The following is an 18975-nucleotide window of genomic DNA, read 5'->3' on the forward strand; positions in this document are numbered from 1 at the left end:
CCATCGAAGGTACTAAGCGGTCGCTCACCCGAGGAGAGTCCATCCATGTCCACCACTGAGCAGCGGGTCGCCGTGGTCACCGGCGGAGCGCGCGGCATCGGCGCCGCCACCGCCGTACGACTGGCCGCCGAGGGCCGCGCGGTCGCCGTGATCGACCTCGACGAGGCGGCCTGCAAGGACACCGTCGAGAAGATCACCGCGGCCGGCGGCAAGGCCCTCGCGGTCGGCTGCGACGTCTCCGACGAGGCACAGGTCGAGGCGGCCGTCGCGCGGATCGCCGAGGAGCTCGGCGCCCCGACCATCCTGGTCAACAACGCGGGCGTACTGCGCGACAACCTGCTGTTCAAGATGAGCGTCTCCGACTGGGACACCGTCATGAACGTCCACCTGCGCGGCGCCTTCCTGATGTCCAAGGCGTGTCAGAAGCACATGGTGGACGCGGGCTTCGGCCGCATCGTCAACCTCTCCTCGTCCTCCGCGCTCGGCAACCGCGGCCAGGTCAACTACTCCGCCGCCAAGGCCGGCCTCCAGGGCTTCACCAAGACCCTCGCCAAGGAGCTCGGCAAGTTCGGCGTCACCGCCAACTCCGTCGCCCCCGGCTTCATCGCCACCGAGATGACCAAGGCCACCGCCGACCGCGTCGGCATGGGCTTCGAGGACTTCAAGGCCGCCGCGGCCACCCAGATCCCGGTGGCGCGCGTCGGCGAGCCGGAGGACATCGCCAACGCCATCGCCTTCTTCACGGGCGAGGCGGCCGGGTTCGTCTCCGGCCAGGTGCTGTACGTCGCCGGCGGACCGCTCGACTAGGGATCAGGGATACCCGGAAATGACAGACATGACTGCACTGCCTGAACTCTCCGGCAAGGTCGCCCTCGTCACGGGCGCCAGCCGCGGTATCGGCTACGGCGTCGCCGAGGCGCTCGTCGCGCGCGGTGACCGCGTCGTCATCACCGGCCGGGGCGAGGACGCCCTCAAGGAGGCCGTCGAGCAGCTCGGCGCCGAGCGCGCGATCTACGTGGCCGGAAAGGCGCACGACGAGGCCCACCAGGCCGTCGCCGTCGAGCGCGCCATGGAGGCCTTCGGCCGGGTCGACTTCCTGGTCAACAACGCCGGCACGAACCCGGTCTTCGGGCCGCTCGCCGACCTCGACCTGGGTGTCGCGCGCAAGGTCTTCGAGACCAACGTGATCTCGGCGCTCGGCTTCGCGCAGAAGACCTGGCACGCCTGGCAGAAGGACAACGGCGGCGCCATCGTCAACATCGCCTCCGTCGCGGGCATCGCGCCCTCGCCGTTCATCGCCGCCTACGGCGTCAGCAAAGCCGCGATGATCAACCTCACCCAGCAGATGGCGCACGAGTTCGCGCCCAAGGTGCGGGTCAACGCCATCGCGCCGGCCGTGGTGAAGACCAAGTTCGCGCAGGCCCTGTACGAGGGCCGGGAGGCGGAGGCCGCCGCGGCCTATCCGCTGGCCCGGCTCGGCGTGCCCTCCGACATCGGCGGCGCCGCCGCGTTCCTCACCTCGGACCAGTCCGACTGGGTCACGGGGCAGACGCTCGTCGTCGACGGCGGCATCTTCCTCAACGCCGGCGTCGGCTGACGACGGCGGTGGGCGCCTGCGCGGCGAGTCGACGAACGCGCGGGCGCCCACCTCGTCGGGGGTGCGCGAAGGAGGAGCGCCGTTGTTTCCCGCCACCGACATACGCGCTGATCAAGGGCTTGCCAGGGCGGAGGTCCAAGCAGCCGAACACTGCGGTATGGTCTGGCCACCCTTGTGATATGCCCGATCGAGGATGGTGCGCGTGTTCAAGCGGGACAGATACCTCCGTCAGCTGGCGGCGGTCTCGGCCATAGGCATGGTCGCCGGATGTGGTGTCTTCTCCTCGGACTCGTCCGAAAGTGAGAGTCCCATCGTGGTGGGGACCACCAGTGCCCCGAGCACGCTGGATCCGGCGGCCGCCTGGGACGGTTCCTGGGAGCTGTTCCGCAATGTCTTCCAGACCCTGCTGAACTACAACCCCGGCGCGTCCGAGCCCGAGCCCGACGCCGCCGAGAGCTGCAGGTTCACGGACACCTCGACCATGGTGTACAGCTGCACGCTGCGCGAGGGTCTGACGTTCTCCGACGGACGGGAGCTGGACGCCCAGGCCGTCAAGTACTCCATCGACCGGATCAAGAAGATCAAGGTCAATGGCGGCCCCGCGGGACTGCTGGGGAGCCTCTCCCGGGTCCAGGTGAAGGGCGACCGCGAGGTCGTCTTCCACCTCAACGAGCCCGACGCCACCTTCCCGTTCGTGCTGTCCACGCCCGCGATGTCCATCGTGAACCCCGACGAGTACGCCGCGGACAAGCTCCGCGAGGACGGCAAGATCAGTGGCTCGGGGCCGTACAGCCTCTCCTCCTACGAGGACGGCGAGCAGGCCGAGCTCGTCAGCAACGACACCTACAAGGGAATCGCGGACCGCAAGAACGACGGCGTCACCATCCGCTACTTCAAGCAGTCGTCCGAGATGGTCGACGCCCTGAAGGACAAGCAGATCGACGTCATCTACCGCGGACTGCCCGCCTCCGAAACCGTGGACATCCAGGCGAACGGCAAGGACGAGGGGCTCCAGCTCATCGAGAACTCCACGACCGAGATCAGCTACCTGGTGTTCAACCCCAAGGACCCGTGGGCCAAGAGGCCCGAGGTCCGCAAGGCGATCGCCCAGGTCATCGACCGACCGTCGCTCGCCCACAAGGTCTACAAGGACACCGTCGAACCGCTGTACTCCATGATCCCCCGGGGTCTGGTCGGCCACACCACGAGCTTCTTCGACAGCTTCGGGAACCCCAACCCCGACAAGGCCAAGAAGATCCTCACCGAGGCGGGCATCACCGATCCCGTCCCGCTCCAGCTCTGGTACACCAGCGACCGTTACGGCTCGCAGACCAAGCCCGCGTTCGAGGAGCTGAAGCGGCAGCTGGAGGAGTCCGGACTGTTCACCGTCACCCTCAAGAGCCGTCCCTGGAAGACGTACGTGCAGGGCTACCAGAACGGCGAATACCCGGTGTTCGGGCGTGGCTGGTTCCCTGACTTCGCCGACGCCGACAACTTCGTCGCGCCCTTCGTGGGTCAGGACAACGCACTCGGCACGCCCTACGTGGCGCCCAAGATCACCGAGACGCTGCTGCCCGAGTCGCGCCGCAAGAGCGACCGCGGCGCCGTGGCCAAGGAGTTCGAGGAAGCCCAGCAGATCGTCGTGGAGGACGCACGACTTCTGCCGCTGTGGCAGGGCAAGCAGTTCGTGGCCGCGAGCGAGGAGATCTCCGGCGCGGAACAGTCCATCGACCCCGCGACGATGATGACGATGTGGACGCTGTCCCGGAAGACCAGCTGGTAGCGCGATTGTCAGTGGGCGCCTGTAGGTTCTGTGCTCGAAAGGGGGCCGCGCTCCGGCGCGGCCGTCCGCGGGGCGCACACGGTGCGGCCCTGAAGTGAGCGCACACCGGAGGAAGTTGACGTGACCGACATCGCCATGCTGCCCGAGTCCTGGCGCGGGGTTCTGGGCGACGAACTGCAGCAGCCCTACTTCAAGGAGCTGACGGAGTTCGTCGAGGAGGAGCGGGCGAAGGGTCCCGTCTTTCCTCCGCGCGAGGAGGTCTTCGCCGCGCTGGAGGCGACGCCGTACGACCGGGTGAAGGTCCTCATCCTTGGTCAGGACCCGTATCACGGCGAGGGCCAGGGCCACGGCCTGTGCTTCTCGGTCCGTCCCGGAGTGAAGACGCCGCCCTCGCTGCGCAACATCTACAAGGAGATGAAGGAGGAGCTCGGCCACCCCGTCCCGGACAACGGCTATCTCATGCCGTGGGCCGAGCAGGGCGTCCTGCTGCTCAACGCGGTTCTGACGGTCCGCAGCGGCGAGGCGAACTCGCACAAGGGCAAGGGCTGGGAGAAGTTCACCGACGCCGTGATCCGGGCCGTGGCCGACCGGCCCGACCCCGCGGTGTTCGTGCTGTGGGGCAACTACGCCCAGAAGAAGCTCCCGCTCATCGACGAGACACGGCACGTGGTGGTCAAGGGGGCGCATCCCTCCCCGCTGTCGGCGAAGAAGTTCTTCGGCTCCCGCCCGTTCACGCAGATCGACGAGGCGGTGGCCCAGCAGGGGCACGAGCCGATCGACTGGCGGATCCCGGACCTGGGCTGACCCGTCGCCGGGCCGGTGCCGCGCCGGACCGGCCCGTTCCCTACGGAGCCGCCTGCCCCGGATCGTCGGTGGGGGCCGTTAGCGTCGGAGGGATCATCCGACGAGGGTCCGGAGGACGCGGTGGCGGAGCAACGGGAGCAGGCGACGCCGGACGCGTTGCCGACGCGGATCGGGCAGGTCGTCATGCTCCATCACGCGGGGGACCGGGAGGAGGCCCGGCGCCGGTTGCTGGACCTGTGGACGGAGCTCGGCGAGGACGGCGACCCACTGCACCGGTGCACCCTGGCGCACTACCTGGCGGACACGCAGGACGACCCTTCGGACGAGCTGGCGTGGGATCTGCGGGCGTTGACCGAGGCGGAGGGGGCCGGCGGTGCGCCCGCAGCGCGGGCCCTGTATCCGTCGCTGCATCTGAATCTGGCCGCCGACTATGTGAAGCTCGGCCGCGCGGAGGCCGCGCTCGTGCATCTGCGCCGGGCGCGCGGGGCGGCGGTGGTGCTGGGAGACGACAGGTACGGGGACGGGGTGAGGGCGGAGATTCGGCGGTTGGAGGGGTGGTTGGGGGAGGAGTAGCGGGCCCGCAGTGGGTGGTTGGGGAAGGGAGGGGGAGCAGGCCCGCAGGGGTATTGGGGGGAGTTGAACCTCCCGGTGGGCCGAGCGTCCCGAACCCCTCAGCGGCCGTACGTCTGATCGCAGATCCTCGACTCCGGGCTGTCCGCCGGCCAGCCGCCGTACTTCCTGCCCAGCGCGCAGACGTCCCCGTTCTTCGGAGCCTCCGGGCGGATCGGCTCCGGCACGACGGGGATCTTGACCGGCGGTCGCTTGGGGGCGTCGGCGGCGGGGCGACCGGGTTCGTGGTGCCCGGGACTGGGGTTGTGCGGGTGCGGGCGAGGGGCTGAGGGGGCGTGCGCCGGGGGCGGGGTGGTGGGGGACGCGGAGTGTGCGGTCGACGGCGTGGGGTCCGGGCGACGGGACGGTTCGATCAGGGTCAGGGCCTCGCGTGCCGGTGACTGCACGACCGGCCGTTCCGTCGGCTTGTTCGGCCTGGGCGCCGGCGGCTGGGACGGTGTCGGCGCCGACGGGGCGGGCGTCGCCGGGCGCTGGACCGTCGTACAGCCGGAGAGGGCCGAGACGGCCACGGTGACCAGGAGCGTTGCGGTGGTCGTCGTTCGATGCACGCGCGCAACTCTGGTGGGTCGGGCGGCCGCCCGGACACCGGACCAGCAGAGGTTGATCCACACGGGTGATCTCTGACCCCGTACGGGCGGCGCGCTCTCGTCCCGGCTGACGTCAGTCGCCCGTGGCGCCGTCGACGCGCTCGCGGAGCAGGTCGGCGTGGCCGTTGTGGCGGGCGTACTCCTCGATCATGTGGGTGTAGATCCAGCGCAGGTTGAACCGCTCGCCGGTCCGCCGGTGCTTGCCCTCGGAGATGTCGTCGAGGCCGAAGCGGGCCGCGTTGCGCCGGGCGCATTCGATCTCGGCCTGCCAGGTGGCGTACGCCTCCTCCCAGGTGTCCGTCTCGGAGAGGTGGAACTCGCCGTCCGGGTCCTCCTCGGTGTAGTAGATCGGGCCGGCGTCCTCGGCCGCGAGCACCTTGCGGAACCAGCCCCGCTCCACCTCCGCCATGTGCCGCACCAACCCCATCAGGGACAGCTCGGACGGCTCCACCGAGGCGGTCCTCAGCTGGGCGTCGGTCAGGCCCTCGCACTTCCAGGCGAGGGTCTGCCGGTGGTACTCCAGCCAGCCCTCCAGCATCGTGCGCTCGTCGGCGGTGGTGGCAGGCTCACGGCGTTCGGTCGTCATGCTCGCATCCTTGCTCAACTCGGCCCGGATCACGAGGAGTTTTCACGGTCGCCGGGCTCACCGGCGAACATCCCGCCGAGCAGCTCCCGCAGCCCCGTCCGAACCTCCACCAGGCTCGGCACCTCCGTGCTGTAGGAGCCCGCCACGCAGCTGAACATGAGCCCGTCCGCCCAGGCCACCAGGGACAGCACGTGCCGGGTTGGGTCGGTCGACCCCATCGCGGTCATCAGGGCGGTGAGCTGGTCGCGGAAGCGGGCGCCCGTGGCGTCGAAGTAGGCGCGCAGCTCGGGGCGGCGCGTGGCCTCCAGGGCCAGTTCGTAGCGGGCGAGGGTCAGTTCGCGGCCGTGCGTCAGGGCGCGGTGCGTCGCCAGGGCCAGTCCGCCCGCGAGCGAGTCGAGACCGCCCCGCGCATCCGGCATCTCCTCCAGCGACAGGACGCGCGCCTCGCGGTGGGCGAGCCGCCGCACCGCCAGCTCCAGCAGCGCCTGCCGGGTGCGGGCGAGGTTCGACGTGGAGCCCTGGGGCAGCCCGGCCGCCTCGTCGACCGCCCGGTGCGTGAGCCCGCGCATCCCGCGCTCGGCGAGCAGTGCGAGGGCGGTGTCGGCGACGAGATCGGCGCGGGAGCCGCCGGTGGTGCGTTCGGGCATGGAGATCAACCTACCCCTCGCACTACGCCTGTAGTAGAGTCGGTGTGCGGGGTCACTACATCTGTAGTTGACCTTGGGGTCCATAGCTGCATCTGATGCGAGGAGGAGCCATGGCACAGGCGAGGCGGGCTGTCGTGATCGGTGGCGGAATCGGCGGGCTGACCGCGGCGGTCGCACTGCACCGAGGCGGCTGGGGCGTCACCGTGCTGGAACGGGCCCCGTCCCTGGAGCCGGTCGGCGCGGCCATCTCCCTCGCACCCAACTCCCTGCGCGCCCTGGACGTCATCGGGCTCGGCGACGAGATCCGTGACCTCGCGGCCTGGCAGGGCGACGGGGGACTGCGCACCCCGTCCGGGCGCTGGCTCTCCCGCACGGACGCCGACGCCGTGGCCGAACGCTTCGGCGGCCCCCTCGTCCTGCTGCACCGGAGCACCCTCGTCAACAGCCTCGCCGCACGACTCCCCGCCGGGGCCGTCCGTACCGGAGCCGCCGCGACCGTCTCCGACCCGGGCGACACCGACCGGCCCGCGCGCGTGAGCACCCCGGACGGCGATCTGGAGGCCGACCTGGTGGTGGCCGCCGACGGCGTCCGGTCCGTCGTACGCCGGGCGCTGTTCCCGGACCACCCCGGGACCGTCTACTCCGGCTTCACCACCTGGCGGGTCGTCATCCCGGTGCCGGGAGCGCGGTTCGCGTCGCACGAGACCTGGGGCCGGGGCCGCATCTGGGGCTCGCATCCACTCAAGGACGGCCGGATCTACGCGTACGCCGCGGCCCGCACGCCCGCCGGAGAGCACGCGGTCGACGACGAGAAGGCCGAACTGCTGCGCCGGTACGGCGACTGGCATGACCCGATCCCCGCGATCCTCGCCGCCGCCCGCCCCGAGGACGTCCTGCGGCACGACGTCCACCACATCGCCGAACCGCTGCCCGCCTACCATCGCGGCCGGGTCGCCCTGGTCGGGGACGCCGCCCACGCCATGCCGCCGACGTTGGGGCAGGGCGGGAACCAGGCCGTCGAGGACGCCGTGGTGCTGGCGCACCATGCCGACGACCTCGCCGCGTACACGGCGGCACGCCTCCCGCGCACGACCGCCGTCGCCCGCCAGGCCGTGCGGGTCGGAGCCCTCAACATGATGACCGCCCGTACGGGGATCGCCGTACGGAACACCCTGCTGTTCGCGCTGTCCAAGGCGGCGCCGCACCTGTTCCTGCGGGGCTTCGAGGGCATCGCCGACTGGCGGCCACCGCAGCGGCCGTATGCTTCCAGGCAAACCCCGGCAGGCAACCGCTAGAGGAGACCGCCCCGTGAAGGTCGGCTGCATCGGACTCGGTGACATCGCGCAGAAGGCCTACCTGCCGGTGCTCGGCGGCCGGCCCGGGGTCGAACTGCATCTGCAGACCCGTACGCCCGCGACGCTCGCCCGGGTCGCCGACGGTCTCCACCTTCCGCCGGAGCAGCGGCACGAGGACCTCGACTCGCTGCTCGCCCAGGGCCTCGACGCAGCTTTCGTGCACGCGCCCACCGTCGCCCATCCGGAGATCGTGACCCGGCTGCTGGAGGCGGGCGTGCCGACGTACGTCGACAAGCCGCTGGCCTACCGACTCGACGAGTCAGAGCGGCTGGTGGCACTCGCCGAGCAGCGCGAGGTGAGCCTCGCCGTCGGCTTCAACCGGCGTTACGCGCCCGGCTATGTGCAGTGCGCCGACCATCCGCGCGAGCTGATCCTGATGCAGAAGAACCGGATCGGGCTGCCGGAAGAGCCGCGCTCGATGATCCTGGACGACTTCATCCATGTCGTGGACACGCTGCGCTTCCTGGCGCCCGGCCCTGTCGACGACGTGACCGTGCGTGCCCGCGTCGAGGGCGGGCTGCTGCACCATGTCGTGCTCCAGCTCGCCGGGGACGGCTTCACCGCGCTCGGTGTGATGAACCGGCTCAGCGGCTCGGCCGAGGAGATCCTCGAGGTGTCCGGGCAGGACACCAAACGTCAGGTCCTCAACCTCGCCGAGGTCGTCGACCACAAGGGCCAGCCGACCGTGCGGCGGCGCGGGGACTGGGTGCCGGTCGCCCGCCAGCGCGGCATCGAGCAGGCGGTGCTGACCTTCCTCGACGCCGTGCGCGCCGGCAAGGTGCTCAGCGCCCGGGACGCGCTGGCGACCCATGAGTTGTGCGAGCGGGTCGTGCGGGCGGTTCAGGATCGGTCCGCGGCCGCCTGAGCCGAGGCCGCAGGGTCCGGGCTGCCTCGCTCGCGCCCCAGGCGGCGATGATCAGCAGCGCCGCATACACCGGCCACTCGCCGAAGCGGACGTACGGCGTGACACCGTCGGCCAGCGGCACCTCGTAGACCGCGCCGGCGCTCGCGCTCGTGCCCAGCCAGGAACCGATGCGCTCCCCGCTCGGGGCGTACACGGCGGAGACGCCGGTCAGCGTCGCGTGCACCATCGGGCGGCCGGTCTCGGCGGCACGCAGCGCGGCGAGCGAGGCATGCTGCTCGGGGGCCCAGCTCTGCTGGAACGTCGAGGTCGCCGACTGGGCGATCAGCACCTGGGCGCCGTCGTCGGCGAGATTGCGGCTCATGTCGGAGAACGCGGACTCGAAGCAGACCATCGGGCCGATGCGCAGCCCGTGCCCGGCGTCCATCACGACCTGCTGCGTGCCGCGCCTGCGGTCCTCGGCGGCCGCCTTGCCCACGGAGGTCGCCCAGCCCAGCATCGAGCGCAGCGGTATGTACTCCCCGAAGGGGACCAGCCGCATCTTGTCGTAGCGGGCGCCGGTCGGGCCGTCCGGGCCGACCAGGATCGAGCTCTTGTAGATGCCGGGCTTGTCGGAGCGTCGTGCGTCCACGTTGACCAGGATGTTCGCCCCCGTCTCGCGGGACAGTGCGGCGAGCCGCCGCGCGAAGTCGGGCCGGTCGCCGAGGTCGTAGCCGACGCTGCTCTCGCCCCAGACGACCAGGTCGACGTCCTGGCCGGCCAGCTCGCGGGTGAGCTGCTCCTCCCGGTCGAAACGGCGGTCGGCCTTGCCGACGCCCGGGACGACGCCCGGGATGACACCCGGCTGGACGACGGCGATCCGCACCCGGTCCTCGACGTCGGGCCGCGGGGACCACACCCAGACGGCCGAGGTGCCGACGGCCGCGGTGAGAAGCCCCGCCACCGCGGGTACCCAGGCCCTCCGCACCGCCACCAGCACCGCGACCGCCACATTGACGGCCACCACCAGGAAGCTGATCAGCCACACCCCGCCCACCGAGGCGAGCCGCAGCGCCGACTCCACCTCCCACTGACTGGAGCCCAGCACGCCCCACGGCCCGCCGAGCCCCTGCCAGGAGCGGACCAGCTCGATCAGCAGCCAGCCCGACGGCAGGACGGCGAGGGCCGCCGCGACCCGGCCCGCGGACGGTCTCCCGGCGAGGAAGCGGCGCACCAGCCAGCCCCAGGGGGCCCACAGCGCGCCGAGCAGGGCGGCGATGACGAGCGTGAACACATGGAGATTCGGCAGCAGCCAGTGGTGCATCGCCAGCATGAAGCCGAACCCGCCCCACCAGCCGTCGCGCAACGCCCGCCTACCGGTTGGCGCGGACCGGAGCAGCGCGATCCACGGGACCAGGGCGACGTACGCGAACCACCACAGCGACGGCTCCGGGAAGGCGAGCACGGGCAGCGCACCGGCCAGCGCGGCGGCGGTCGAGCGCCGCCACGGCGAGTCCAGCCAGTGGCCGATCGTCTTCATGCGGCGTCTCCCTACCCCGTGGTCCTTCCAGTGTGCTCGCAGGCACTGACAGTGGGACAGTGGGCGTCCGCTCAGTCGATCACCGCCGGCGCGGTCCGCTCGGGCAGCCGACGCCACTTCTCCTGTACGACCACCTCGCGCAGCCGCCAGCCGTCGTACGTCCGCAGCAGCCCGAACGAGTACCGTCCGCCGCACACGAAGTCGGGGGCGGCGGAGCCCTCGCCGTTCTCGGCGAACCGCATCGGGTTGACGTAGTCGGCCTGGACCCGGGCCGTGTCGCCGGTGTCCTGATCCAGAACTCCGAACCGCACCCGGCGGTTGACGATGAGGTGCTGCCGCATCGAGAACAGCCGCATGCTCTCCGCCAGCCACACGGCGACCTGCCCGGCATCCCCCTCGATGCCACCGGCCGAGCGGTAGTCCGCGCGCCCGTCGGCGGCGAACAGGCTCCGGTACGCCGCCCAGTCGCCGTCGTCCACGGCCACGGCATAGTCGGTGATCAGCTCGTCGACCGCGAGCCGGTCCCTCAGGGTGGCGAGTTCCACACGCTGCGTCATCGGCTCAGTGTTGGGCATGAGGTGGGTTGAGCCAAGAGGGCGTGCAGGATATTCGGTGGATGTCGGCGGGGGTGGCGGCGAGGCTGTCTCCGTGAATGATCAGAAAGACCGTCCCGTCCCACTGCTCCGGCAGGAACCCGGATTCCGCATACGCGCCCACCACACCGAGTCCACGGTCACCGTCTACCAGGCCTACAGCCCCGGGATCGGCCGCGCCGCGGCCCGCGACGGCCGCTTTCCGGCTTCCTGGAGCCGGGAACGGATGACGTGGATCAAGCCGTCGTTCCTCTGGATGATGTACCGCTGCGGCTGGGCCGCCAAGGAGAACCAGGAGACCGTCCTCGCCGTCGAGATCAGCCGGGAGGGCTTCGTCTGGGCGCTGCGCCATGCGTGTCTCTCGCACTACGTCCCCGTCCTGCACGGTGACCAGGCCACCTGGAAGCGGCAGTTGAAGGCGGCGCCCGCGCGCGTGCAGTGGGATCCGGAGCGCGATCTGCACCTCAACCCCTTGCCGTACCGGTCCCTGCAGCTGGGGCTCTCCGGCGAGGCGACCGCCCGGTACGCGGACGAGTGGACCGTCGGCATCGAAGACGTGACTCCGCTTGCCAAGGAGATCCACGCGCGCGTGCGGGCGGGTGAACTGGAGCGTGCGGCGCGGCTGTTGCCGCAGGAGAGGCCCTATCCGCTGGACGATGACGTCCTCGCGCATCTGCGAGCCCATAGCGACCGGCTCCATAGCGACCGATGACCGACGAGCGTCCCCGCCGGCATTGCCTTCGCCCTCATTCAATGCAACGGACCGTTGCATTCGCTCGCAGCGTCATTGCATCAATTTACCGCTATTCAGCTGGTGTTATGGCCCTCAATAGATTGCCAAATCTGTGAACGCAACGTAGCTTTCGGCATGTGTCAAACACGTACTGTCGCGAGATGAGGAATGGCCATGGGTGAATCGCTCCACACCGTCACGACGCTGCCGACGGCTCGCCGAACCGGCTGCCCCTTCGACCCGCCGACAGAGCTGATCGACGCCCGTCGGCACGGCCCCATCAGCCGCTACACTCACCCCGGCGGAAAACCCGGCTGGCTGATCACCGGGTACGACCTGGTCAGGTCCGTCCTGGCCGACCCACGGTTCAGCTCGCGCAAGGACCTCCTGAACGTGGTCGACTTCGAGCTCCCTCCGGCGCCGCCCGGCGAGTTCCTCCTCATGGACGACCCCCAGCACGGGCGCTACCGCAAACCCCTGGTCGGCAAGTTCACCGCACGGCGGATGCGACTGCTCACCGAGCGCATCGAGCAGATCACCACCAACTGCCTTGACGCCATGGAGAAGGCCGGCCCGCCGACGGACCTGGTGACCGCGTTCGCCAAGCCCATCCCCACCATCATCATCTGTGAGCTGCTGGGAGTGCCGTACGAGGAGCGGGCCTCCTTCCAGGAGCAGGTCGACTCGTTCATGAACGGCGAGCCGAGCGATGAGGAGCTGATAGCCGCCTACACCGCGACCCAGGAGTACCTCGCGGAGCTGGTGGCCGCCAAGCGCGCGAACCCTACCGACGACGTACTCAGCGAGCTCACCGACAGCGATCTGACCGATGAGGAACTGAAGGGGATCAGCCTGATCCTGCTGGCGGCGGGGTTCGACACCACCGCGAACATGCTGTCCCTCGGCACCTTCGCGCTCTTGCAGAACCCCGAGCAGCTGGCCGCACTGCGCGCTGATCCGGCGCTCGCCGACCGTGCCGTCGAGGAACTGCTGCGGTATCTGAGCGTCGCCAAGTCGTTCATGAGGACGGCGCTGGTGGACGTCGAGGTGGGCGGTCAGACCATCGAGGCCGGCACGACGGTCGTCCTGTCGTACAACACCGCCAACCGCGACCCCGAGCGCTTCACCGATCCCCATGTGCTCGACCTCCACCGGCAGGACGGCGGTCACCTGGCCTTCGGTCACGGCGTACACCTGTGCCTGGGCCAGCAACTGGCCCGCATCGAGATGCGGGTCGCGTTCTCCGCGCTGCTCGACCGCTTCCCCACGCTGCGCCTGGCCGTACCGGCCGAAGAAGTCGGCCTGCGCCCGGAGACAGCGGACATCTACGGGGTGAAGAGCCTCCCGGTCACCTGGGACGCGTGACCGCGAACCGGTGACGGATGGGCCTGTTCGTCGACCTGTGGCGGAGCCTCAGTGCCACCGGTAGGTTCTTCGCGGTGACTTTGATGGAGACGCGGGGTCTCGCGTCGATGACCGACGAGGCGCAGTTGCGCTGGACGGCGCTGGGGGACACGACCCGGCGGCCGGCCGTGGTCCTGCTCCATGGCGGTCCGGGCCTGCCGGACTACCTGGGCGCGGTGGCCCCCATGATCGCGGACCTCGCGCCTGTGTACCGGTACGACCAGCGCGGCACGGGCCGATCCCCGTGGCGGGGACCCCATTCCTTCGCCCGGCATGTCGACGATCTCGCCGAGTTGCTCGACGCATGGGAGGTGCCCGAGGCCGTGCTGATCGGGCACTCCTACGGCACCGACCTGGCGAGCCGGTTCTGCCTGAGGCACGCCGACCGGGTTGCCGCCATGCTGCTGATGTGCGGGCCGTTCACCGGTGATTGGCGGACCGGGTATCGAGCGGAGCGAGGCCGCCGCATGTCCGCAGTTCAGCAGGAGCGGCTCCGCGCGTTGGGGGAGCTGCCGCACCGCACGGAGGAGCAGGAAGTCGAGCTGCTCACGCTGGCCTGGTTCACCGACCACGCCGATCCCGAACGCGGGTGGCACTGGGCGGCCCAGGATGCCCGGCGGCGTCGCCCGGTCAACTGGTCCATGAACGGCGAACTCGGCAAGGAGGGACGCGCGGATCCGCTCGACGACCACCTTGCCGATCTGCGTGCACGCCTGCCCGCACGGGCGGAACTCCTGTGTGGGGCCGACGATCCCCGTCCGGCGTCGGCGCTTGAATCACTCGCGCTCCGGCTCGCTATCCCGCTGACCCGGATCGAGGACGCAGGGCACGAGCCCTGGTTGGAGCAGCCCGACGCTGTCCGCATGCACCTTCGGCGATTCGTGCAAGGCGCCGTGGGCCCATAGCCGGGAGTGAGTTCAGGCGGGCAGCCTTGTGTCGACGACGAAACTGATCTCGACGACCTGGCCGGGGAAGGTGAGTTCGGTGACGCCCAGGACCGTGGCGGCCGGGCGGTGGTCGCCGAAGTACGCCAGGTTGCCCTCGGCCGTCGCCGTGGCGTTGTGCCGTAGGTCCACCACGTACAGGGTCTGCGAGACGACTTGGTTGCGGGTGACTCCGTAGTGGTCCAGGACCTTGTCCAGGTTGGCGTGGGTCTGCTTGAGCTGGGCCGTGAAGTCCTCCGGGTGGAGGAACTCGCCCGCCTCGTCGAGCGCGAGCTGTCCGGAGACGTGGATCAGCTCGCCGGATTTGATCGCCTGCGAGTAGCCGAAGTCGCTCTCGGCCGGCACGTCGTGGTTGAAGGCATCGATGGTGACCATGGTGTTCGCCCTCCTGAAGTGCTCTCTTGTGGTTACTCGGAAACTGTAGGAGAGTGATGGCTGACCTGGAAGAACGCACTTTTCGGTGACTGGGGAACCAGATGGTGACCAAGCAACTACTCAAGGGCCTGCCCGAGGACGCCGACCTGAGGCGCGCGGACTCGCTGGCGCGGGAGATCTTCTCGGACGTCGCCAACAAGTGGGCGCTCCTGATCATCGAGGCGCTCGGCGAGCGCACCCTGCGCTTCAGTGAGTTGCGGAACGAGGTCGAGGGCGTCAGCCACAAGATGCTCACCCAGAACCTGCGCATGCTGGAGCGCAACGGTTTGGTCGGCCGGAAGGTGCACCCCACGGTGCCGCCGAGGGTCGAGTACACCCTCACCGAGCCGGGCCAGGGCCTGCGCGCTACGGTCGACGCGATGTGCGGCTGGACCCACCAGTACCTCGGTCACATCGAGGACGCGCGCAGCCGCTTCGACGCCTGACGGGCACGGTGCGTCTGTCGTCCCTATGGCGGCACCCGAACCTCAGGCAGCCTCGATGACCTCGCCGCGGATGGCGGCCGCCCACTCGACCACCAACAGCTCGTACTCCGCGCGCTCCTGAGGCGACAGCGAACCGCCCGCGCGGAGCCACAGGGCACGTATCTCCTCGTTCACAGCGGCAGCAGACCGCACGGAACCAGGGCCTAAGGAATACGGGGACATGCGGACAAGCCTAGGGGTAAGAACTGACAGTGCGCTACCGAACGGCTACGCACAACGTATGTGATTGGTCACGGATTTCGGGGGTGGGGCGGAGGGGTGCTGTTACTGACCGGTGGGTCAGCGAGGTTCGCGCAATCGCATGCGGCAGGGAACTCCCCTCAGGCGGCGCCCCCTTGCCCTGGTCCCAAGGCAACGCCGCCACGCGAAAGGCCCCCGCGTCTTGAACGCGGGGGCCTTTCGCGGTCTCCCGACCGGGAGAGTGGGCGACAGCCTCTCAGCCCCCGGACTCGGCCGCGTGAGGAGAGAGCACACCCACGCTGACCAGCACGATGATGACGATGCCGAGCGCGATGCGGTACCAGACGAACGGCATGAAGCTCTTGGTCGAGATGTACTTCATGAACGAGTTCAAGCGGAGATGACCTGAGCGGCTTTGACCTGCTGTTTTCCACCACTCTTCAAGATCGAATGCGAGAGCAGTGGGAGATGGCACTTTCCAGTGCTCTCCCTCGCCGGCCACGAAGCGCAGCCACCTGGTTTGCAGCGAATCGGCAATCTCCTGCTCCGTGGTCAGGGTGACGTGCGAGTAGAGGCCTTCCACGCCGGCGACCTCGTGGCCCATGCGGGTCTCCACGGCGATGCGACTGTGACGATCTTCGTCCAGCCACTCCTTGCCGCCGTGACGAAGCAGGTACAGCCGCTTCCCGGCGTACGTGGTCGCAGGGATCTCAGGAAGGGGACGGCGGGAGGTGACCAGCTGGGGCTGCGGGAGGCGATGCGCGCCCACGAGCGGGCGGCGACCGCGCCGGGCCCCGAACGGGACGACGAGGCGCTGTACCTGGATCAGTGGGGGACGAGTCTGCGGCTGAGCGCCCGCCGTCTCGACGACGCGGCCGAGGCGCACCGGGCGGTCGGGCTGCACGAGCGGGCCGTCGCCCTGACCGGCGACGGCTCGCCCGATCTGCCCCTGCGCCGGGGCAACCTCGCCGCGGCGCTGCGGCTGCACGCCGAACTGGCCGGGGACCGCGCCTCCTTGGAGCGGTCGGTGGAGGTCCACGAACAGGTCCGGCGGACGGTCGGAGAGGAGTCGCCGTACACGGCCGCGATGTTGACCAACCGCGCCGCGGCACTGCGTGCCTCGGCGCGGCGGACCGGGCAGCGCGCGCCGCTCGACGAGGCGATCGGGACACTGCGCCGTGCCGTCCGCGCCACTGCACCCGACGCTCCCGAACGGGCTGGCAGGCTCAGCGATTTGGGTCACGCCCTCGCCGACCGCGAACAGTCGGGGGACGCCGCGGAGGCCGTGCGCGCCTACCGGGAGGGCTGCCGACTCGCCGACCCGGACAACGTACCGGTGCGGCTGGTGGCGGGCCGCGCCTGGGGCGCCTGGGCGACGCGCCGGGAGGCCCACGAGGAGGCCGCGGAGGCGTTCGACCACGCGGTGGACGCCGTCGACCTGCTCGTCCGGACACAACTGACCCGCCCCGCCGCGGAGATCTGGCTGGCGCGGGCGACCGAGGTGGCCGCGGAGGCCGCGCACGCCCACGCGGCGGCAGGCGCCCCCGCGCGGGCGGTCCTGCGCCTCGAACGCGGCAGGGCCCGCCTCCTGACCGCCGCGCTGCGCACTGCCGACACCGATCTGCGACGGCTACGCGGCACCGACCCCGACCTGGCCGAACGCTTCCGGCGCGCGGCGGCCCGGCTGCACGGCCTGGAGCACGCCGCACCGCCCCGCGACCCGGAGCACGGCGGCTCGCCGCCCGCGCCCTGAGAACGGCCGCCCTTGAACCGATCACCGATCCGGACGAAATCGCCCGCCTCGACATACATCGAACCGACCGACTCGGCGGCCTCCTTCACGAGTATCAGCATGCTGCGTGACCAGGCCGGATGAGGTTTCCGGCAAGGGCAGGGTTCCGCGGTGCGAGTGCTCTCACCCTCACAGGCGCCACGTCCTAGGCCCGCGGTGGAGACGCTGGAGATTCGCCAGGAGGCCCGTCGGCTGGCGAATGCCGACGGCCCGGAGGAGGCAAGCCGGTTCGTCATCGGCCACCTGTTGCCTGCCGAGACCGGCGGACTGGATGTCACCTCCTTCCAGGTGGGCAAGGCCCTCACGGACATCCTCGGGAAGGAGAGCTATCGGCAACTGCGCGGCGGCGCATCGCTCAGTGACACCTAGTAAAACGACTCGGCTTTGCGGTGCGGCCTACGGTGAACGGACAGTTCGTGGTGGAGCCCGCGACGAAGGGCTGACGGGGATCCCGGGGCGTCAGCGTGGCTGAGGGGGCGTGCGGTGTGAGGATGTGGCCAGCTGGCGCCGAGCACCCGGCCCCTTCGGGCACCGTTGGTGGGGAGAACGAACCCGGCATCGGCAGGCCGCGACGGTCCTGGCCGTCGGGGTGGCCGGCGCCGCATTCCGACAGTGCTGGAGTCCGCCCTACACCCCGTTGCTGACCTCCTTCTTACCTACTGATTTCTTGGCTCCTATCCTGGTCGGCATCGTGGGCAGCTTGGAGAACCGGTCCCGCCTGACCGCGTTCAGTCGATGTCGGGATCATCGGACTCTTCGAGGAGGCGGGCGGCAAGGTCGTCGGCCCACTCCACGGCCCAGGTGCGGAGAGCGGCAATGACGCCATTGTCGAGGCCGTAGGCGGCGAAGGCTTCGTCATCGGTCCACTCGGCGCCCGTGAGGTTCGACTGCAGATCCTCGCGCTCGAAGCGGCCACGGGCGTGGCGGCGGCCGAACTCCTCGAGCTCGGCATTGGTCCAGCGGCGGGAGGCTGCGAACACGTCGATCAGGTCGCGGGGCGCTCCACGGTCGGCCAAGGCGCGAACCTTGGTCCCGATCACGTCCTCCTCCGCGAGCACGGGCCCGTACGGACTCTGGGTGACCGGCCGCCAGAAGATTTCCTTCAGGATGTCGACTTCGCAGTCCTGCCCAGTGGCCGGGTCGGACACGGTGAAACGGGCGGACAGCGGGGCCGTCTCCAGTGCCTCTACCTGCCAGCCCCGTGCTTCCAGGCCGGTACGGAGCGTCGCCGCGATGTCGGCCATCGGTGCCGGGTTCTCGGTGGCGACATCGAGGTCCTGGCTGGGACGGTTCACGAGGCGGTGCGCCCGCACGGCGTATCCGCCGGTGAGGACCAGTGGATACGGGGCGCCGAGGGCGATCACATCCGTCAGGAGCCGTGCATGCAGCTCCGGCATGTCCGTCACGCAGCTGCCCGGGTGCGGGAGGCGAGCCGGGGGAAGGCGTCTTCCCATACGGTGCGCACGGTGCGACCGACAAGGGTCCGCAGTACCGGCCACATCTGGAGGAGCAGGTCCTGGTCGAGGAAGCGGGGCAGGTCGTCGCGCAGGCCCTCGTGCAGGACGGTTCGGTACAGGCCCATGCGCTGGCGAGGATTGCCCATGTCGTACGAGGTCATCCCGGACCAGGCCACGTGCAGTGGCAGCTCCACGACCCCGTGTGTCGGGCCGTGCAACTCGTCGAGGGACTCCGGCAGACGCCGCCGGAATTTCTCCCGGTACAGCGCGAGATCCTCGGCTTCCGCGCCCGAGAGGTTCCTCGGCGCGGGTGCGGGGTGCTGTGAGCTGGAGGGCATGACTCCATTATGGCGGCCGGAGACAGTGCGAGGGTCATGATGCGTGAGCTGGAGTCCGGAGCGAGCGAGGGTGGATCCCCGGGCGAGCTGGTTGCCGCAGTTATGCTCAGCCCTGAGCAGGACGTCGGCCTTGACGCTCTGGGTGTCTGGGTTGCGTCCATGGAGATGGTGTACGGGTTCGACCTGATCCGGGGGTTTGCTCCGGCGTCGGGATGATGCCCGCATAGATGAACGGCCACCGGCT

Annotated in this window: 22 protein-coding genes and 1 pseudogene; 13 read left to right on the forward strand and 10 right to left on the reverse strand. The window is 70.0% G+C overall.

Annotated features, from left to right (window positions below; genetic code table 11):
* The first annotated feature begins 45 nt into the window (after window positions 1-45).
* The 5 genes from fabG (at window position 46) to ACIA8X_RS43855 (ending at window position 4757) form a co-directional block, all read left to right on the forward strand.
* Window positions 46-807 carry a 3-oxoacyl-ACP reductase FabG gene (gene fabG / locus ACIA8X_RS43835; protein WP_093904097.1) on the forward strand — a complete coding sequence of 254 codons (762 nt, stop codon included), beginning with the start codon at window positions 46-48 and terminating at the stop codon, window positions 805-807.
* A gap of 28 nt (window positions 808-835) precedes the next feature.
* On the forward strand, window positions 836-1597 hold the full coding sequence (locus ACIA8X_RS43840) for an SDR family oxidoreductase (RefSeq protein ID WP_393461782.1): 762 nt from the start codon (window positions 836-838) through the stop codon (window positions 1595-1597).
* Between the two features lie 202 nt (window positions 1598-1799).
* A complete protein-coding gene (locus tag ACIA8X_RS43845; protein ID WP_399460617.1) occupies window positions 1800-3380 on the forward strand; it encodes an ABC transporter substrate-binding protein in 1581 nt (526 codons plus the stop codon).
* A gap of 120 nt (window positions 3381-3500) precedes the next feature.
* Entirely contained in the window at window positions 3501-4184 is a 684-nt protein-coding gene (gene ung / locus ACIA8X_RS43850; protein WP_393461786.1) for a uracil-DNA glycosylase, read from the forward strand.
* Between the two features lie 120 nt (window positions 4185-4304).
* Window positions 4305-4757, forward strand: a complete 453-nt coding sequence (locus tag ACIA8X_RS43855; RefSeq protein ID WP_393461788.1) for a hypothetical protein — start codon at window positions 4305-4307, stop codon at window positions 4755-4757.
* A gap of 98 nt (window positions 4758-4855) precedes the next feature.
* Here ACIA8X_RS43855 and ACIA8X_RS43860 read toward each other — a convergent pair whose 3' ends face one another.
* The 3 genes from ACIA8X_RS43860 to ACIA8X_RS43870 all read right to left on the reverse strand — a co-directional run bounded on the left by ACIA8X_RS43860 (window position 4856) and on the right by ACIA8X_RS43870 (window position 6634).
* Window positions 4856-5362, reverse strand: a complete 507-nt coding sequence (locus ACIA8X_RS43860; protein WP_399460618.1) for a hypothetical protein — start codon at window positions 5360-5362, stop codon at window positions 4856-4858.
* A gap of 112 nt (window positions 5363-5474) precedes the next feature.
* Window positions 5475-5987, reverse strand: coding sequence for a DinB family protein (locus tag ACIA8X_RS43865; RefSeq protein ID WP_399460619.1), 513 nt, complete (start codon window positions 5985-5987; stop codon window positions 5475-5477).
* 29 nt (window positions 5988-6016) lie between these two features.
* Window positions 6017-6634 (reverse strand): TetR/AcrR family transcriptional regulator, encoded by a 618-nt coding sequence (locus ACIA8X_RS43870; protein WP_399460620.1) that lies wholly within the window; start codon window positions 6632-6634, stop codon window positions 6017-6019.
* Between the two features lie 110 nt (window positions 6635-6744).
* Between ACIA8X_RS43870 and ACIA8X_RS43875 the strand changes: the two genes are divergently transcribed.
* Both ACIA8X_RS43875 and ACIA8X_RS43880 read left to right on the forward strand, forming a co-directional pair.
* A complete protein-coding gene (locus ACIA8X_RS43875) occupies window positions 6745-7929 on the forward strand; it encodes an FAD-dependent monooxygenase (RefSeq protein WP_393461796.1) in 1185 nt (394 codons plus the stop codon).
* Window positions 7930-7942: 13 nt separating this feature from the next.
* Complete coding sequence (locus ACIA8X_RS43880; RefSeq protein WP_393461798.1) at window positions 7943-8854, forward strand: Gfo/Idh/MocA family protein; 912 nt, start codon at window positions 7943-7945, stop codon at window positions 8852-8854.
* Here the strand turns inward: ACIA8X_RS43880 and lnt are convergent.
* Both lnt and ACIA8X_RS43890 read right to left on the reverse strand, forming a co-directional pair.
* Complete coding sequence (gene lnt / locus ACIA8X_RS43885; protein WP_399460621.1) at window positions 8772-10370, reverse strand: apolipoprotein N-acyltransferase; 1599 nt, start codon at window positions 10368-10370, stop codon at window positions 8772-8774. The genes ACIA8X_RS43880 and lnt overlap by 83 nt on opposite strands.
* 71 nt (window positions 10371-10441) lie before the next feature.
* Window positions 10442-10927: a nuclear transport factor 2 family protein gene (locus ACIA8X_RS43890; protein WP_393461802.1), complete on the reverse strand. Its 486-nt coding sequence runs from the start codon at window positions 10925-10927 to the stop codon at window positions 10442-10444.
* Window positions 10928-11018: 91 nt separating this feature from the next.
* On the opposite strand from ACIA8X_RS43890, the gene ACIA8X_RS43895 reads away from it, so the two are divergent.
* From ACIA8X_RS43895 to ACIA8X_RS43905, 3 genes are all read left to right on the forward strand, one after another.
* Window positions 11019-11675 carry a DUF4291 domain-containing protein gene (locus tag ACIA8X_RS43895; protein ID WP_393461804.1) on the forward strand — a complete coding sequence of 219 codons (657 nt, stop codon included), beginning with the start codon at window positions 11019-11021 and terminating at the stop codon, window positions 11673-11675.
* Between the two features lie 195 nt (window positions 11676-11870).
* Entirely contained in the window at window positions 11871-13061 is a 1191-nt protein-coding gene (locus ACIA8X_RS43900; RefSeq protein WP_393461806.1) for a cytochrome P450, read from the forward strand.
* A gap of 83 nt (window positions 13062-13144) precedes the next feature.
* A complete protein-coding gene (locus tag ACIA8X_RS43905) occupies window positions 13145-14005 on the forward strand; it encodes an alpha/beta fold hydrolase (protein ID WP_393461808.1) in 861 nt (286 codons plus the stop codon).
* A gap of 12 nt (window positions 14006-14017) precedes the next feature.
* Here ACIA8X_RS43905 and ACIA8X_RS43910 read toward each other — a convergent pair whose 3' ends face one another.
* On the reverse strand, window positions 14018-14419 hold the full coding sequence (locus ACIA8X_RS43910) for a RidA family protein (RefSeq protein ID WP_393461810.1): 402 nt from the start codon (window positions 14417-14419) through the stop codon (window positions 14018-14020).
* Between the two features lie 101 nt (window positions 14420-14520).
* Here ACIA8X_RS43910 and ACIA8X_RS43915 point away from each other — a divergent pair, with 101 nt between their 5' ends.
* The gene (locus tag ACIA8X_RS43915; protein ID WP_393461812.1) at window positions 14521-14904 is read left to right on the forward strand and encodes a winged helix-turn-helix transcriptional regulator; all 384 of its coding nucleotides are present in this window, start codon (window positions 14521-14523) and stop codon (window positions 14902-14904) included.
* A 42-nt stretch (window positions 14905-14946) separates the two neighbouring features.
* Here the strand turns inward: ACIA8X_RS43915 and ACIA8X_RS43920 are convergent, their stop codons facing one another.
* Both ACIA8X_RS43920 and ACIA8X_RS43925 read right to left on the reverse strand, forming a co-directional pair.
* Complete coding sequence (locus tag ACIA8X_RS43920) at window positions 14947-15126, reverse strand: hypothetical protein (protein ID WP_393461814.1); 180 nt, start codon at window positions 15124-15126, stop codon at window positions 14947-14949.
* Between the two features lie 274 nt (window positions 15127-15400).
* Window positions 15401-15532 (reverse strand): annotated as a pseudogene (locus ACIA8X_RS43925) (undecaprenyl-diphosphatase); the annotation flags it as partial.
* Between the two features lie 273 nt (window positions 15533-15805).
* On the opposite strand from ACIA8X_RS43925, the gene ACIA8X_RS43930 reads away from it, so the two are divergent.
* Complete coding sequence (locus ACIA8X_RS43930; RefSeq protein ID WP_393461816.1) at window positions 15806-16897, forward strand: hypothetical protein; 1092 nt, start codon at window positions 15806-15808, stop codon at window positions 16895-16897.
* Between the two features lie 195 nt (window positions 16898-17092).
* Window positions 17093-17305: a hypothetical protein gene (locus ACIA8X_RS43935; RefSeq protein WP_393461818.1), complete on the forward strand. Its 213-nt coding sequence runs from the start codon at window positions 17093-17095 to the stop codon at window positions 17303-17305.
* Window positions 17306-17664: 359 nt separating this feature from the next.
* Here ACIA8X_RS43935 and ACIA8X_RS43940 read toward each other — a convergent pair whose 3' ends face one another.
* Together ACIA8X_RS43940 and ACIA8X_RS43945 are read right to left on the reverse strand one after the other, a co-directional pair.
* Complete coding sequence (locus ACIA8X_RS43940) at window positions 17665-18333, reverse strand: nucleotidyl transferase AbiEii/AbiGii toxin family protein (RefSeq protein WP_393461820.1); 669 nt, start codon at window positions 18331-18333, stop codon at window positions 17665-17667.
* 5 nt (window positions 18334-18338) lie between these two features.
* On the reverse strand, window positions 18339-18731 hold the full coding sequence (locus tag ACIA8X_RS43945; RefSeq protein ID WP_393461822.1) for a hypothetical protein: 393 nt from the start codon (window positions 18729-18731) through the stop codon (window positions 18339-18341).
* Window positions 18732-18975: the final 244 nt, after the last annotated feature.

Source organism: Streptomyces sp. NPDC051738, from assembly GCF_044453205.1.
Lineage (GTDB): Bacteria > Actinomycetota > Actinomycetes > Streptomycetales > Streptomycetaceae > Streptomyces.

Coding starts and splice junctions, on each gene's coding strand:
- ACIA8X_RS43840 (WP_393461782.1), top strand. CDS start 836: ATGACTGCACTGCCTGAACTCTCCGGCAAGGTCGCCCTCGTCACGGGC.
- fabG (WP_093904097.1), top strand. CDS start 46: ATGTCCACCACTGAGCAGCGGGTCGCCGTGGTCACCGGCGGAGCGCGC.
- ACIA8X_RS43945 (WP_393461822.1), bottom strand. CDS start 18,731: ATGCCCTCCAGCTCACAGCACCCCGCACCCGCGCCGAGGAACCTCTCG.
- ACIA8X_RS43910 (WP_393461810.1), bottom strand. CDS start 14,419: ATGGTCACCATCGATGCCTTCAACCACGACGTGCCGGCCGAGAGCGAC.
- ACIA8X_RS43915 (WP_393461812.1), top strand. CDS start 14,521: ATGGTGACCAAGCAACTACTCAAGGGCCTGCCCGAGGACGCCGACCTG.
- ACIA8X_RS43865 (WP_399460619.1), bottom strand. CDS start 5,987: ATGACGACCGAACGCCGTGAGCCTGCCACCACCGCCGACGAGCGCACG.
- ACIA8X_RS43875 (WP_393461796.1), top strand. CDS start 6,745: ATGGCACAGGCGAGGCGGGCTGTCGTGATCGGTGGCGGAATCGGCGGG.
- ACIA8X_RS43940 (WP_393461820.1), bottom strand. CDS start 18,333: ATGCCGGAGCTGCATGCACGGCTCCTGACGGATGTGATCGCCCTCGGC.
- ACIA8X_RS43870 (WP_399460620.1), bottom strand. CDS start 6,634: ATGCCCGAACGCACCACCGGCGGCTCCCGCGCCGATCTCGTCGCCGAC.
- ACIA8X_RS43890 (WP_393461802.1), bottom strand. CDS start 10,927: ATGACGCAGCGTGTGGAACTCGCCACCCTGAGGGACCGGCTCGCGGTC.
- ACIA8X_RS43900 (WP_393461806.1), top strand. CDS start 11,871: ATGGGTGAATCGCTCCACACCGTCACGACGCTGCCGACGGCTCGCCGA.
- lnt (WP_399460621.1), bottom strand. CDS start 10,370: ATGAAGACGATCGGCCACTGGCTGGACTCGCCGTGGCGGCGCTCGACC.
- ACIA8X_RS43905 (WP_393461808.1), top strand. CDS start 13,145: ATGGAGACGCGGGGTCTCGCGTCGATGACCGACGAGGCGCAGTTGCGC.
- ACIA8X_RS43920 (WP_393461814.1), bottom strand. CDS start 15,126: ATGTCCCCGTATTCCTTAGGCCCTGGTTCCGTGCGGTCTGCTGCCGCT.